Origin of the sequence: Pantoea deleyi, assembly GCF_022647325.1 — a bacterium.
Classification (GTDB): domain Bacteria; phylum Pseudomonadota; class Gammaproteobacteria; order Enterobacterales; family Enterobacteriaceae; genus Pantoea; species Pantoea deleyi.
Genome location: NZ_CP071407.1, coordinates 216719 through 230222, shown reverse-complemented (window position 1 = coordinate 230222; position 13504 = coordinate 216719). Strand labels below are relative to the sequence as shown.

General features: G+C 60.8%; 13 protein-coding genes. 2 read left to right on the top strand and 11 right to left on the bottom strand.

Features of this window, described 5'->3' with window-relative positions; all coding sequences use genetic code 11:
* Complete coding sequence (locus J1C59_RS20345) at nt 1-1083, top strand: ABC transporter ATP-binding protein (RefSeq protein ID WP_128086696.1); 1083 nt, start codon at nt 1-3, stop codon at nt 1081-1083.
* Between the two features lie 129 nt (nt 1084-1212).
* On the opposite strand, the gene J1C59_RS20340 is transcribed toward J1C59_RS20345, so the two are convergent.
* A complete protein-coding gene (locus tag J1C59_RS20340; protein WP_128086697.1) occupies nt 1213-3153 on the bottom strand; it encodes a methyl-accepting chemotaxis protein in 1941 nt (646 codons plus the stop codon).
* A 518-nt stretch (nt 3154-3671) separates the two neighbouring features.
* Between J1C59_RS20340 and J1C59_RS20335 the strand changes: the two genes are divergently transcribed.
* Nucleotides 3672-4805: a Fic family protein gene (locus tag J1C59_RS20335; RefSeq protein ID WP_140917092.1), complete on the top strand. Its 1134-nt coding sequence runs from the start codon at nt 3672-3674 to the stop codon at nt 4803-4805.
* Between the two features lie 56 nt (nt 4806-4861).
* Here J1C59_RS20335 and J1C59_RS20330 read toward each other — a convergent pair whose 3' ends face one another.
* From J1C59_RS20330 to J1C59_RS20285, 10 genes are all read right to left on the bottom strand, one after another.
* Nucleotides 4862-5203, bottom strand: coding sequence for a YebG family protein (locus tag J1C59_RS20330; RefSeq protein ID WP_128086698.1), 342 nt, complete (start codon nt 5201-5203; stop codon nt 4862-4864).
* A 142-nt stretch (nt 5204-5345) separates the two neighbouring features.
* Nucleotides 5346-6140, bottom strand: coding sequence for an SIR2 family protein (locus J1C59_RS20325; protein WP_003855101.1), 795 nt, complete (start codon nt 6138-6140; stop codon nt 5346-5348).
* Nucleotides 6137-6697 carry a non-canonical purine NTP pyrophosphatase gene (locus tag J1C59_RS20320; protein ID WP_128086699.1) on the bottom strand — a complete coding sequence of 187 codons (561 nt, stop codon included), beginning with the start codon at nt 6695-6697 and terminating at the stop codon, nt 6137-6139. The genes J1C59_RS20325 and J1C59_RS20320 overlap by 4 nt, the downstream gene beginning before the upstream one ends.
* 155 nt (nt 6698-6852) lie before the next feature.
* The gene (locus tag J1C59_RS20315; RefSeq protein WP_140917093.1) at nt 6853-7761 is read right to left on the bottom strand and encodes an ABC transporter substrate-binding protein; all 909 of its coding nucleotides are present in this window, start codon (nt 7759-7761) and stop codon (nt 6853-6855) included.
* On the bottom strand, nt 7758-8552 hold the full coding sequence (locus J1C59_RS20310) for an amino acid ABC transporter ATP-binding protein (protein ID WP_128086788.1): 795 nt from the start codon (nt 8550-8552) through the stop codon (nt 7758-7760). Before J1C59_RS20310 ends, J1C59_RS20315 begins: the two co-directional genes overlap by 4 nt.
* On the bottom strand, nt 8536-9459 hold the full coding sequence (locus J1C59_RS20305; RefSeq protein WP_128086787.1) for an amino acid ABC transporter permease: 924 nt from the start codon (nt 9457-9459) through the stop codon (nt 8536-8538). Before J1C59_RS20305 ends, J1C59_RS20310 begins: the two co-directional genes overlap by 17 nt.
* A 9-nt stretch (nt 9460-9468) precedes the next feature.
* On the bottom strand, nt 9469-9987 hold the full coding sequence (locus J1C59_RS20300) for a GNAT family N-acetyltransferase (RefSeq protein WP_128086786.1): 519 nt from the start codon (nt 9985-9987) through the stop codon (nt 9469-9471).
* A 10-nt stretch (nt 9988-9997) separates the two neighbouring features.
* Nucleotides 9998-10939 (bottom strand): ABC transporter substrate-binding protein, encoded by a 942-nt coding sequence (locus J1C59_RS20295; RefSeq protein WP_140917094.1) that lies wholly within the window; start codon nt 10937-10939, stop codon nt 9998-10000.
* 11 nt (nt 10940-10950) lie between these two features.
* A complete protein-coding gene (locus J1C59_RS20290; protein ID WP_140917095.1) occupies nt 10951-12264 on the bottom strand; it encodes an LLM class flavin-dependent oxidoreductase in 1314 nt (437 codons plus the stop codon).
* 78 nt (nt 12265-12342) lie between these two features.
* Complete coding sequence (locus J1C59_RS20285) at nt 12343-13494, bottom strand: amidohydrolase (RefSeq protein WP_140917096.1); 1152 nt, start codon at nt 13492-13494, stop codon at nt 12343-12345.
* Nucleotides 13495-13504: the final 10 nt, after the last annotated feature.

Here is a 13504-nt window from a genome sequence, read left to right as displayed (position 1 = left end):
ATGGCCCGTGTTGAACTTGTACAGGTGGCGAAGCGCTACGGTAAACAGAGCGTGCTGCATCCGCTGGATTTAACCATTCCCGACGGCAGTTTCACCGTGCTGGTCGGCCCGTCCGGCTGCGGTAAATCGACCCTGCTGCGGCTGCTGGCCGGGCTGGATACCGTCTCTGACGGAGCGATCATGCTGGACCAGAAACGCATCAACGACCTCGATCCGGCTGACCGCGACATCGCCATGGTGTTTCAGAGCTATGCGCTCTACCCGCATCTTACCGTGGCCGAAAACCTGGCTTTTCACATGCAGGTGAAGAAGGTGAAGCGCGAGGAGCAGAAAAGCAAAATCGCCCGTATCGCGGCGATTCTGGGCATCGATCAGCTGCTGCAGCGCTATCCCCGCGCGCTGTCGGGCGGCCAGCGGCAGCGCGTGGCGATGGGCCGGGCGATGGTGCGAAATCCGCAGGTCTTTCTGTTTGATGAGCCGCTCTCGAACCTGGATGCACAGCTAAGAATGGAGCTGCGTGCCGAGATCAAATCGCTGCATCAGCGTTTCAAAACCACGATGGTGTATGTGACACACGATCAGGTCGAAGCGATGACGCTGGCAGATCAGATCGTGGTGATGAAAGAGGGCGTGATTGTGCAGCAGGGTGCGCCGCTGGCGATTTATGATCGCCCGGTTAACACCTTTGTGGCGCGGTTTATCGGTTCACCGCCGATGAATCTGCTGGCGGCCCGCTTTGAGAAGCGGGATGGCCTGCCGGGGCTGCGCTGTGGTGAACAGTGGCTGCCGTTGCCGCATCGCTGGCATGATGCCGCGCAGCGGCAGGCCAATCAGCCGGTCACGCTGGGCGTGCGCCCGCACGATCTGATCAGCGATGTCAGCGGGCAGCCAGCCACGGTCAGCATCGTGGAGATCACCGGCGAGTCTACCCTGTTGCATCTCAACTGGCAGGGTTTTCCGCTGCATATGCAGCTCAGCGGACGCAGCGACGCGGTGCCGGGTGGTACGCTGCCGGTGACCGTGAATCCGGAGAAGATGCACCTGTTTGATGCCAGCAGCGGTGTGCGGCTGACGGAGCAGTGATGCACGGCGGTCAGCGGCTGACCGGCTTAAGGCGACGCGCCTGCACACGCCTCAGGGGCGTATGTATCCTGCGGCGCACGCGCACCTCCTGAGCCGCCGCACTTTTCAGATGCGGCGGCATGCAGGATGTTACGCCAGGTGGAACTGCTCGACCGACTGCGCCAGCTGCTGGGCCTGATCTTCCAGCGAGCTGGCGGCCGCCGACATCTGCTGCACCAGCGCGGCGTTCTGCTGGGTGGTGCCGTCCATCTCATTGACGGCAATGGTGATCTGGCTGATACCGCGGGCCTGTTCATCGGAGGCCGTTACCATCTCGCCAATGATCCCCTGCACCGAACTGACGGCGTGCATCATCGCCTGCATGGTCTGGCCGGCATCGTTCACCAGCCGGACGCCACTTTCGACTCTGACGCTCGACTCCTCGATCAGGGCGCCAATCTCTTTCACCGCGTTCGCACTGCGCTGCGCCAGGTTACGCACCTCTGAGGCCACTACGGCAAAGCCGCGCCCCTGCTCGCCTGCCCGCGCCGCTTCCACCGCCGCGTTCAGAGCCAGAATATTGGTCTGGAACGCGATGCTGTTGATCATGGTGGTAATGTCGCCGATCTTCTTCGAGCTGTCATCGATCTGCGCCATCGTCTGCACCACCTCGCCCACCAGCGTGGCCCCGCGGCTGGCGATGTGGGTGGCGTTTTCAGTCAGGCTGGTCGCCTGTTTAGCGTTGTCGGCGTTGAGCCGGATGGTGGCGCTGATCTGCTCCATGCTGGCAGCGGTCTGCTCCAGCGCGGCGGCCTGTTCTTCGGTGCGCGAGGCCAGATTAAGGTTGCCGCTGGCGATTTCGCCCGCGCCCTGCCGCACCGATTCGCTGGCATCTTTGATCTGGCCGACGATCTCACGCAGCTGATTCTGCATCGTTTGCAGGGCGAAGAAGAGGCTGTGACTATCGCCCTTCTTCACGCTGATGGTGTTGTCCAGTCGGCCGTCTGCCACGGCCAGCGCAATGTTCGCCGCCTCGATGGGCTCACCGCCAATCGGCCTTAACACTTTACGGCTGAAGAGCATGCCGAGTACGGTGCCGACCAGCAGAATACTGACCACCATCAGCAGCACCGCCCACATCAGCTGGCGGTTAGCGGCGGCCATCACCTGACTCACCGGTGCCACCACGCCGAGATACCAGGGTTTGTCGCTGTTGCCGATCACCACCGGCTGCCAGGTCATCAGGGCCTTTTCACCCAGTACCGGATCGAAATGTTCGACGACGTTCGGGGTAAAATTGTCTTTCTCGCCGTTCCACACTTTTCCGGCTTCTTCTTTCACCGGGGAGGAGACCACCTTGCCGCCATTCGAGAGCAACAGGGCATAACCGGTGCCCTGCCAGGGTTTAATCTGGTTCACTTTCTGCTGCAGGGAGGCCAGCGAGATATCGGCGGTAACGATTGCTTTGAGGGCGCCCTGCTCGAAAATCACTGAGGCGACAGAGGTCAGCAGCGTGGGGACGCCGTTATAGGCGTAGCTGTAGGGTTCGATCAGTGTGTCTTTTCCGGCCTTATGCGGCACCAGGTAGTAATCCCCGTCGCCAGGCGTCAGGAATGAGTCGAGCGGATGCATCACGTAGTTGCCGGCGGTATCGCGGTCCACAAACCAGGCATAGCGGCCTTCAGGTGCCTGACCGGGCAGCTTCGCAAACTCCGCATCGCGTCCGTCAAAGGCGTTCTGTTCAAAGGTCACGGACATCGACAGATAATCCGGGTTAGCGCGCAGCGCATACTCCATCACCTTATCGACCACTTTACGATCGCCGATCCCGGCGTGGGGTAAAGCAATGACGCTTTGTCCGAGGTGGTTCGCCACATCGCGCGCATGACTCAGCTCCTGCTGAACCTGAAGCGCACGGCTCTGAGCAATCTGCTGCAGATACTTCTCTGCCAGCGACTTCTGCTCACCGGCCGACTGCCAGCTCAGGACACCAATGGTGACGCTGAATCCCAGCATTATTGTCAGCCCGCCCATGACCAGCATCTGCGTGCGGGTGCTCATCTTTTTTTTATGTGTTACCTGACTGGCCATCGTGGTTCCCCTGAAAATTTACCTGTTTCTTGCCCTCCCTGTGAATGTGGTGCTCCCTTTATCCTCTATCGGCGGCGTTTTTTTGAACTTTAACGGCGGTTGTCAGGCAGCGCGAAAGGATTCAGCCCGTGTGGTGCGGGGAAGTTGATCTGAAAGGGATTATGGCTTTGATGATGAACGGGCTTTTTTTGATCTGAAACAATACTGCCAGCCGGTATTACTGTCAGTTTATCTCCATCGCGGCTGTAACCCTGTCACCGAGGAGAGTTCTATGATTGGTAAATCCGGATTAGCTGTGGGGATGATCGTCTGGTTAGCCTATGTTGCCTGGATCGTTCACTACTATTCAGACACGTTTATGCAGTTCTCCCGCTAAACAATCAGGACCTTCGGGTCCTTTTTTCTCTCTTTCACTCCGCCAGGTTGCCCGCTGAGCCGTTTATTCGCTATTATCGACTCACTTTATGAGCCGAATAACCCCCTCTGTTCGGCTCATCCACGCTGATTGTGAGCCGTTTATGTGCGTTAACTGGATATGGCAGCAGCCGGACTGGCCCCATTTTCACTGGCAGGATGCGGTGCTGTTGCCGCGCCTGCGCCATCTGCAGCAGCAGCGCGGCCTGCTGCTGGGTCGTGCCAGCCTGCAGACCGACGGCGAGACACAGACGCTGGATACCCTGCTCAGCAATATCCTCTCCTCCTCCGCAATCGAGGAGGAGCGGGTCAACGTGCAGTCTGTGCGGTCGTCGCTGGCGCGGCGGCTGGGAGTGTCGGAAACGCAGCCTTACCCGGTTTCCGATCGCTCAGAGGGGCTGGCCGCGATGATGCTGGATGCGATCAATAACCGCAGCCAGCCGCTGACGCTGGAACGCCTTTATCAGTGGCACCACTGGCTCTTTCCGGCGGATGAGTGGACGGTGCAGCGCCTGAGCGTCGGCACGCTGCGCGGCAGTGAGCCGATGCAGGTGATCTCAGGACGCCTCGATCGCCCCACGGTCCATTTCGAAGCGCCACCGCGTCACGGGCTGGAGCCTCAGCTGGCGGAGTTCATCGCCTGGTTCAACAGTAGCCAGCAGGATGTGATGCTGGACCCGCTGCTGCGCGCCGCCATCTGCCATCTCTGGTTTGTCACCCTGCACCCGTTCGATGATGGCAATGGCCGCATCACCCGTGCACTGACCGATCTGGCGCTGGCGCAGGCGGACAGCCAGAGTATCCGCCTCTACGCCATGTCGCCCGCCATTCTGGCGCAGCGTGCCGGCTACTACCGCATCCTGGAGCAGACGCAGAAAGGCGATCTCGACATCACGCCCTGGCTGGTGTGGTTTCTGGATATTCTGGATGAGAGCCTGCAGCAGGCGATGCAGGTTATAGAACGCACCCAGAAGAAAGCGCGATTCTGGCTGCGGCATCAGGGAACCGGCTTAAGCCCTGAACAGGTAAAGGTGCTGAACCGGTTGCTGGATGGCGGAGACCAGGGTTTTGCGCTGGGCATCAGCGCCAGTCAGTATCAGAAAGTGGCGAAAGTGAGTAAGGCAACCGCGACGCGACACCTGGCCGATCTGGTGGAAAAAGGCTGTCTCTGCAGGCTGGAAGGCGGTGGCAGGAGCACCCGTTATCAGGTCAGCCACGCGGAGAACAAGGCGGTCTGAGGCCGCGCAGGCCAGAAACAGCAACGCCGGAAGGGGGGCTTCCGGCGTTGTGGCAATCAGGCGGCTTTAACGGCGCGCACTTTCTTTGTCGCGGGTTCGTCTGCCTGCTCGCTGGCAGCCTGATCGGAAACGGTGCCGCTCTTCGGTGTGCTGGCCGCCGCGTCAGGCAGTTTGCTGGTGCGCAGGATATGCTGAACGGCATCTTTCTGATCGGCCATCAGCAGGCCCAGGGTTTCTGCCTGAGATTCGCCCATTTCAGGCTGCTGCTGTAACAGCCAGTCGGTGAAGGCTTCGGCCATATCGAGCATTTTGTCGTAGGCATCGGCCTCTTTCTTATTGGCAAACGTCATCTTCTCTTCACCCTTTCTGACTACTACAAATTTTGTTTCAACAGCCATCTTTTTCGCCCTCAGGTACTGTGTATACATACAGTATATCATGCCAGTAATGCATTGCCAGCAGAGAATAGCGTTTACGGGTTGTGCGCAGGCTAACCTTGTCCGCGCACAGGGTTTTTTATTTTTTTCGTGCCAGTGCTCACTACACCAGCAGCTCCTCAAGAAACATCGCCAGCGCTTTGCGCGGATCGTCCTCTTCGGAGACGATCACCTCGATCCCCCACTGTCCCAGCACCTCTTTCGCCACCGGGTTGTTCCGGTTGGTGAACAGGTAGGATTTAGGCCGCGCGGTCGCCAGCCCGGTTCGTCCCCACATTTTGGTCAGTCGGTAGAACAGCAGGCGGATATTGAAATCGCTGATGCTGTAGCCAACAAAGAGTACCGAGTTGCCCATGACGTCGTGCGTCAGTTTGATGTCGAGCGGCGAGTCGAAATAGAGGCGTTCAAAATAGCTGCTCTCATCGAGCACGATGGAGGTGTCATCGTCGAAGTCACCGTGCAGCTTGATGATGTGGCGTTTGTCCTCGGTGAGCGAGACCAGGTCGGCGGCGTTGGCCACTTTGTAGTAAGGCACGCCGTGGGCGTCGTGCGCCGCTTCCAGCCAGCGGTCGTAATTGGTGGTGTAGATACGGGAGAAGTTTCCCTGGGTGATCATGGTATGAATTTCAGAAGACCGGACATCGATATCCGGCCGGTGCCATTCACGATCCATCCAGCTACGCAGCGGGCCGAGCGAGCCTTTTTTCTGCTTGTAATACTCCGCCAGCGACAGATGAGTGCCGTAGGTGTTGAAGATTTTGGGGTCGTAACCCAGCTCGTTGGCGAGATGCGCAATCAGTTCATGCCACTCAGGCAGGCCGAAGTTGCGCGAGATGCCCGCCCCGGCGAACAGGATCAGTTTGCCGGAATCATAAGCACGCTTGAGTTCAGGTTTCATGCCACGCTCCGTGAGGTTTTTAAAAAGGTGGCAAAGCGATCCAGCGCGATGCGGCGCATCGAGATCTCATTTTTAAGTTCGCCCATTTCTGCAAAGGTCTGGTCATAGCCTTCGGGGATAAACACGCAGTCCCACTGAAAGCCGCGCGTTCCGGCGGGCCGGGCGGCGATGGTGCCGCGCAGCTCTCCCGAAAACTGATACATTTTGCGGCCGTCGCAGTAGCCCAGCACCGTTTTCGCGGTGACGGCCTGGCTGTCGAGGCCCTGCACCAGCGCGGTAAAGCGATCGGCATCCAGACGGTTCCAGAAAATGCGGGTCAGTCCGGCGGGCAGGCCGTTCAGGCCATCCAGATAGAGGCCGGTGTGCTCGACAAACAGCGGCCGCCCTATCAGGGAAAAGGCTTTAGTGAGTTTGTCGCGCACCAAATCCAGCTCGTTTTCGGTCTGTATCTCTTCGATGCGACGGGCGATGGGCAACACTTCGACCCCGACAGGTTCGAGGATTTTGCGCACCTCCGCCAGTTTTTGCTCATTGGCAGAAAGGAATCTGATTTTCATGGGGCTTCCAGGTCAATTACTCCGGCACGCCGTGAGGGTTTTTATGCGGTCAGGCGGGCAGGATAAATCACTAACGCTGGAGAGTGTAGTTCAAATCCGGGGTCATCCGCTGACCTGAGAGAGAACCGGCGGGCGTCTCTGCCGGTTCTGCCGGTTCAGTAAACGATGCCGGGAGGATTGAGGGTCGATTGAGAAACGGCTTCATCCTGCTCACCCCAGCGCGCCAGAACCTGCTGATACTGCCCGCCCGCGATGGCGTTATCCAGCGCCGCCTGCAGCGCGGGCGCCAGTCCGTTGCCCTTGCGGGTGGTCACCGCCACCCAGGCGCGAAAAGGCCCGCTGCCAACCAGCTTTGTCTGACCGCGCGACGCCACCTTCCAGGCCGCCATCGAGTGCGGCCCGAACTGCGCATCGGCCCGTCCTGACAGCAGCGCCAGCGTGGCGGAGGCGTCATCGGTCAGGTAGATCGGCGTCACGGCGGGCAGCCCTCTGGCCCGGTTCTGTGCATCCCAGCTCAGTAAGATGCGCTCCTGATTGGTGCCCGACGAGACGATAATCCGCTTGCCAGCAATATCCGCAGGCTGGTTGATCCGGCTGATCCGGCTGTCACTTTTCACCGCAAAGGCGTGGTTATCCGCGCGGTAGGTCGCGAAATCGAACTTCTTCTTACGCTCCTCCGTGACGGCAATGTTGAACATCGCGACATCATAGCGTCCGGCGGTGATGCCCAGCGGCCAGTCCTCCCAGGAGGCGGGCACCAGCCTGAGTTTCAGGCCCAGACTGTCGGCCAGCAGCCTGGCGATGTCAGGATCGCTGCCAATCCGCGTCACATTGTCAGAGGCCAGCAGCGACAGCGGCGGCGAGTTGGTGGCAGAGGTCGCCACCGTCAGCGTGCCGGGCTCGATAAAGTGATACCCTGCAGGGATCTTCGCGATGGCCTGCGGGCTGGCCGCGACGTGGATCGGCGTCTCGTTCTGCAGCACATCCAGCGTCCGGCTGGCCTGCGCGGCCAGGGCGGGCAGCAGCAGCGCCGTTGCGACTGCCGTCAACCTCAGCGCCTTCATAACACGCGCGCCAGAAACCGGCGTGTGCGTTCGTGACGCGGATGACTGAGCACCTGGGTGCTGCTGCCCTGCTCCACAATCCGGCCATCCACCATAAACACCACGTTGTCGGCCACTTCACGGGCAAAGCCGATCTCGTGGGTGACGATCACCAGCGTGGTGCCGGAACGTGCCAGTTTCTTGATCACGTCGAGCACCTCGCCAACCAGCTCCGGGTCGAGCGCCGAGGTCGGCTCATCGAACAGCATGACGCGCGGATTGAGCATCAGCGCCCGCGCAATCGCGATGCGCTGCTGCTGGCCGCCCGAAAGATGGCGCGGCCAGGCATCGGCCTTATGACGCAGGCCCACAATGTCGAGCAGTTCCCCGGCCCGCGTTATCGCCTGCGCTTTCTTTAACTGCCGGTGCGCAACCGGCGCTTCGATCAGGTTGTCTAGCACGCTGAGGTGCGGGAACAGGTTGAAGTTCTGGAACACATAGCCCACGTTGATGCGCTGCCGCAGAATCGCTTTCTCTTTCAGCTCATACAGTCTGTCGCCGCGCTGCTGATAGCCGATGTAGTCGCCATCGATCTGAATAAAACCCTCATCGACCCGTTCGAGATGATTAATGGTGCGCAGCAGCGTGGATTTACCGGAACCGGACGGCCCGAGGATCACCGTAACCGATCCCGGCTCCAGCGACAGCGAAACATCATCCAGCGCTTTGTGCTTACCAAAACGTTTAGTGACACCGGTGATGCTGATGGCCCCGGTGGTGTGCGAGGTGCGGTAATCAATGGCTTCGGACATGGCTGATCTCCTCGGTAGAATGAAGCGGTTCGGCGCGGTTACGCCACTGACGCCAGCGCGACGGCTGCGGTTCACGGGTGACGCTGCGGGCCATCCAGCGTTCAGCGTTGTACTGAATCACGGACAGAACCGTGGTGATGATCAGATACCAGGCGGCACCGACCATCAGGAGCGGGATCACCTCCTGATTGCGGTTGTAGATCATCTGGATGGTGTAGAACAGCTCCGGCATCGCCAGCACGTAAACCACCGAGGTGCCTTTCGCCAGACTGATAATTTCATTGAATGCCGTCGGGATAATGGCGCGCAGTGCCTGCGGCAGGATGATGCGGAAGGTCCGGCGCGAGGCGGAGAGCCCCAGCGCAGAGGCCGCTTCTACCTGGCCGTGATCGACGCCGAGAATGCCGCCGCGAATAATCTCCGCGCTGTAGGCCGCCTGCACCAGGGTCAGCCCGATCACCGCCGCCGGAAACTGACCCAGCACATCGATGGTCTGAAACGCGCCCCACGACAGGCCGGTAAAGGGAATGCCGATCGACAGCGTGTCGTAGAGATAGGAGAAGTTATAGAGAATGATCAGCACCACAATCAGCGGCAGCGAACGGAACAGCCAGATATAGCCCCACGCCAGCGTGCTCAGCAGCCACGATGAGGAGAGCCGCGCCAGCGCCAGCAGGCCGCCAAAGAACAGGCTGAACAGGGTGCCGAACAGCGTCAGCAGCAGCGTCTGGCCTAAACCATGCAGGATCACAGGATCGAAGAACCAGCGGGCAAACACGCCCCACTCCCAGCGCGGGTTGAATGCCACGGACTGCACCACGCCCGCCAGAATAAACAGCGCCACGACAGCGCCCGCAGTACGTGCCGGATAACGGGCCGGCACGACCTTTAATTGATGTTGGCTCATCGTCGCTCCTTAACTCGCCCTGGCGACGTCATGGACGCCGATCACTTTGATAAAACGCAGTCGTCCGTCGTGCGGTGGCTGACCATAACGCTCCAGATCGCCGCTGAGATCGAACTGCGGCTGATAGCCGTGCCCGGTATAGAGCCGCACCGCCTCCGGCTGGCGGAAGCCGGTGGTGAGAAACAGCCGCTGATAACCGGCCTGCAGGGCGCGCCGCTCCAGCTCCTGCAGCACCACCAGAGCCAGCCCCTGACGACGCAGATCGCTGCGCGTCCAGATGCGTTTCAGCTCTGCGGTCTGCGTGTCATAGGGTTTATACGCGCCCATCGCGATGATCTCGCCGTCACGCTCCAGCACGATAAACAGCCCCTGCGGCGGCAGATACCATTCGGTCAGCTCCTGCTCCAGCACGTTGCGGTGGGAAAAGAAGTCGCCGTAACGCGCCGCATATTCACCAAACAGACCGCTGAGTATCGGTTGCAGCTCCGGTGCCTCCGGGGAGATTTCACGAAACGTGGATTCACTCATCGTCAGCTCCTCAGTCGCCCAGTCCGGCGGGATTGATTTCAGAACGATCGATGCGCTCGACGCCCTCACCCCAGCGATTCAGCACCTTCTGGTAGTCGCCATTGCCGATCACCCCGTTCAGGGCGGTGCTGATAGGTTCCGCCAGACCGCTGCCTTTCTTCACCGTGACGGCAATGTGCGCCGCCTTCGGCCAGCCACCATCCACGCTGCCCACCAGACGGGTTTTGCCGGTCAGCGCCGCTTTCCAGGCGCCAATCACGTTGGGGCCGAAGTAGGCGTCGGCCCGCCCCGCCTGCAGAGCCAGGGTCTGGGCGGCGTCATCTTTGGCATAGATCGGCGTAAAGGCTTTACGCCCTTTGGCCTGATTCTCTTTGTCCCACGCCAGCAGGATCGCCTCCTGATTGGTGCCGGACCCCACGATGATCCGCAGCCCGGCTATATCTTCTGCTTTGGTCACGGACTGAATCGGGCTGCTGCTTTTGACATAAAAGCCCAGGGAATCTTTGCGGTAGGTGGCGAAGTCGAACTTCACTTTGCGTTCGCGGGTCACGGTGATGTTGGAGATCGCCGCGTCATATTTGCCGGAGGCGACGCCCAGCGGCCAGCCTTCCCAGGACGTTGGCACGACGTTGAGCTTCAGGCCCAGGCTGTCAGCCACGAGGCGGGCGATATCCACTTCACTGCCGAGCAGGGTTTTATTGTCATCAGAGAATACCGTCAGCGGCGGCGAGTTCAGCGCGGCGACCGCCACGGTAAAGGCACCCGGTACGACAAAATGGTGCCCGGCGGGCAGTTGCGCGATGGCCTCCGGATTTTTCGCGGTGTTAATCGCGGCTTTATTTGCCTCAAGGCTGACGCGCTGACCGTTGTAGGCGACGCTTGTGCCTTCCGCCAGACCGTTGCTGCTGGCGGCCAGAATAAGCAGGGCGAGGAGACGCAGGGGTGTTTGCATGGCGTGTGCTCTTAGTGTGAGGTGAACTGGTTAACGGGGTGTTTCAGGGCGAAGCTGTCGCGCAGGGTCGTGCCCGGATAGTCGCGGCGCGTCAGGCCGCGCGCCTGCAGAATCGGCACCACGCGGTCAACAAAGCGTTCAAAGGTGTCGGGCGTGCCGCCGTTGATGATGAATCCATCGGTGGCGTGCGTTTCAAACCAGAGTTGCAGGCCATCGGCCACCGCGTCCGGCGTGCCGTGAAACAGCGGGCGCGGGGTAGCGGCTTCCAGCGCGGCCTGGCGCAGGGTATGGCCGTGCTGCTTCGCTTTGCGTTTGATCTCATCGGTGGTGCTGCGGAAACTGTTCTGGCCAATGTCGCCGATATCGGGGAACGGCGCGTCGAGCGGATATTGTGAAAAGTCGTGATGGTCAAAGAAGCGTCCAAGATAGTTCAGGGCATCGCGGATGGACACCAGCGCGGCCGTGGTCTGATACTGGCGCTCCACATCCTCGTCGTCATCGCCAACGATCACGCTCACCCCCTGGAAGATATGCAGATCCTCTGGCTGGCGGCCATTGGCGACCAGCTGCTGCTTCACGTCCTGATAGAACGCCTGCGCTTCTTCGCGGGTGGGCTGATGGGTAAAGATGGCATCCGCATGGCGCGCGGCCAGTTTTTTGCCATCTTCAGACGCACCCGCCTGGAAGATAATCGGGCGGCCCTGCGGCGTGCGCGCGATGTTCAGCGGGCCCTGCACCTGAAAGAAGTCGCCGTGATGATCGAGCGTGTGCAGTTTTGCCGGATCGAAGAACTGCCCGCTCGCTTTGTCACGCACAAAGGCATCGCCTTCCCAGGAGTCCCACAGGCCCTTCACCACCTGCAGATATTCATCGGCGATGCGATAACGCAGTGCGTGCTCAGGATGTTGCTGGCGCGAAAAGTTTTTCGCCGATCCCTCCAGAGGGGATGTCACCACATTCCAGCCCGCCCGGCCGCCGCTGAGATGATCGAGGCTGGCAAACTGACGCGCCACGGTAAACGGCTCGCTGTAGGAGGTGGAGACGGTGCCGACCAGCCCCAGATGTTCGGTCACGCCCGCCAGCGCCGACAGCAGCGTCAGCGGTTCGAAGCGATTGAGAAAGTGCGGGATCGACTTCTCGTTAATGAATAAGCCGTCCGCGACAAACAGAAAGTCGAGTCGGCCCTGCTCCGCCTTGCGGGCGATTTTTTTCGCGTAGTCCAGGCTGATGCTGGCATCGGCCTGCGCCGCCGGATGGCGCCAGGCGGACATGTTTCCCGACGCGCCATGCAGAATCGTGCCCAGCCGGAGTTGTCTTGTGGTCATGGTGTGCTCTCTTTTTTAGTCGTAGCGGTGCCCGCGACGGGGATCAGAACCGTCGTGTTATCAGGGCGGCAGATGAAATCAGTTCAGAAGCGGGGCCCGACATCGCGCCGTGAGATGCTGCAGCGCCCGGCGGGCCAGTCGGGCGAAGTAGTCGGCAGCGGGCGCAATCAGCGCCTCGTCCGGGGTGAAGCTGGCGTGGTGCAGACCCGCCTCGCTGGCGCTGCCGAGGCTGACAAAGGCACCCGGCACCTGTTGCAGATAAAAGGCGAAATCCTCACCCAGCAGATGCAGCCCGGCCGTCTGAACGCGATAACCGGCCTGCCGTGCGACCTCGCTGCTGAAGTCTGCCCAGTGCGCATCGTTGATCAGCACCGGCGGGCCGGGATGCCAGCTCAGGGTCGCCTGCGCGCCATTGGCGTCGGCGAGGTGCTCAACCAGGGTGCGTACCCGCTGCTCCAGCTCGGCGCGCACCTCTGCATCGTGGGTGCGGGCCGTTCCGCCAAATTCGACACTGCCGGGCAGGACGTTCCAGCTTTTACCGCCGTCGATGCGGGTGATGCTCAGCACCAGGCTGTCCAGGGCGCTGAAGCTGCGGCTGGTCAGCCCCTGCAGCGCCTGAATGATCTGGCTGGCCGTGACGATGCTGTCAACGCCCTGCTCCGGATGGGCGGCATGTGCGCCTTTGCCGGTGACGCGGATAATGAATTTGTCGGCGTTGGCGTAAAACGCGCCGCTGCGGGTCGCAAAGGTGCCGACCGGCAGTGACGGTTCGTTGTGCATCCCGAAGATCGCCTGCACCTCATCCAGCACGCCAGCGTCGATAAACTGGCGTGCGCCGCGGGCAATCTCCTCGGCAGGCTGAAACAGGATACGCACCCGGCCGGGCAGCTGGTCGGCCTGCGCATGGAGCTGCAGCGCCGCACCCAGCATCACCGCGCTGTGCAGATCGTGCCCGCAGGCGTGCATTACGCCGGGATGACGGGAGTGAAAACGCACGCCGCTCGCCTCATGGATGGGTAACGCATCGATGTCGGCGCGCAGCGCGACCACGGTTTCTCCGTGACCAATTTCCGCCACCACACCCGTCTCCAGCGGATAGTCAGCCAGACGGATACCCGCCGCCTGCAGCCAGCTTCGCAGCCGGGCGGTGGTCGCGAACTCCTGACCCGACAGCTCCGGCCAGGTATGCAGTTCACGCCGCCATGCAATCAGTTGTGATTCCGCACTCATGATGTCTCTC

Excerpts from the sequence above, each read along its gene's own strand:
- J1C59_RS20345 (WP_128086696.1), top strand. The coding sequence starts at position 1 with ATGGCCCGTGTTGAACTTGTACAGGTGGCGAAGCGCTACGGTAAACAG.
- J1C59_RS20340 (WP_128086697.1), bottom strand. The coding sequence starts at position 3,153 with ATGGCCAGTCAGGTAACACATAAAAAAAAGATGAGCACCCGCACGCAG.
- J1C59_RS20335 (WP_140917092.1), top strand. The coding sequence starts at position 3,672 with ATGTGCGTTAACTGGATATGGCAGCAGCCGGACTGGCCCCATTTTCAC.
- J1C59_RS20330 (WP_128086698.1), bottom strand. The coding sequence starts at position 5,203 with ATGGCTGTTGAAACAAAATTTGTAGTAGTCAGAAAGGGTGAAGAGAAG.
- J1C59_RS20325 (WP_003855101.1), bottom strand. The coding sequence starts at position 6,140 with ATGAAACCTGAACTCAAGCGTGCTTATGATTCCGGCAAACTGATCCTG.
- J1C59_RS20320 (WP_128086699.1), bottom strand. The coding sequence starts at position 6,697 with ATGAAAATCAGATTCCTTTCTGCCAATGAGCAAAAACTGGCGGAGGTG.
- J1C59_RS20315 (WP_140917093.1), bottom strand. The coding sequence starts at position 7,761 with ATGAAGGCGCTGAGGTTGACGGCAGTCGCAACGGCGCTGCTGCTGCCC.
- J1C59_RS20310 (WP_128086788.1), bottom strand. The coding sequence starts at position 8,552 with ATGTCCGAAGCCATTGATTACCGCACCTCGCACACCACCGGGGCCATC.
- J1C59_RS20305 (WP_128086787.1), bottom strand. The coding sequence starts at position 9,459 with ATGAGCCAACATCAATTAAAGGTCGTGCCGGCCCGTTATCCGGCACGT.
- J1C59_RS20300 (WP_128086786.1), bottom strand. The coding sequence starts at position 9,987 with ATGAGTGAATCCACGTTTCGTGAAATCTCCCCGGAGGCACCGGAGCTG.
- J1C59_RS20295 (WP_140917094.1), bottom strand. The coding sequence starts at position 10,939 with ATGCAAACACCCCTGCGTCTCCTCGCCCTGCTTATTCTGGCCGCCAGC.
- J1C59_RS20290 (WP_140917095.1), bottom strand. The coding sequence starts at position 12,264 with ATGACCACAAGACAACTCCGGCTGGGCACGATTCTGCATGGCGCGTCG.
- J1C59_RS20285 (WP_140917096.1), bottom strand. The coding sequence starts at position 13,494 with ATGAGTGCGGAATCACAACTGATTGCATGGCGGCGTGAACTGCATACC.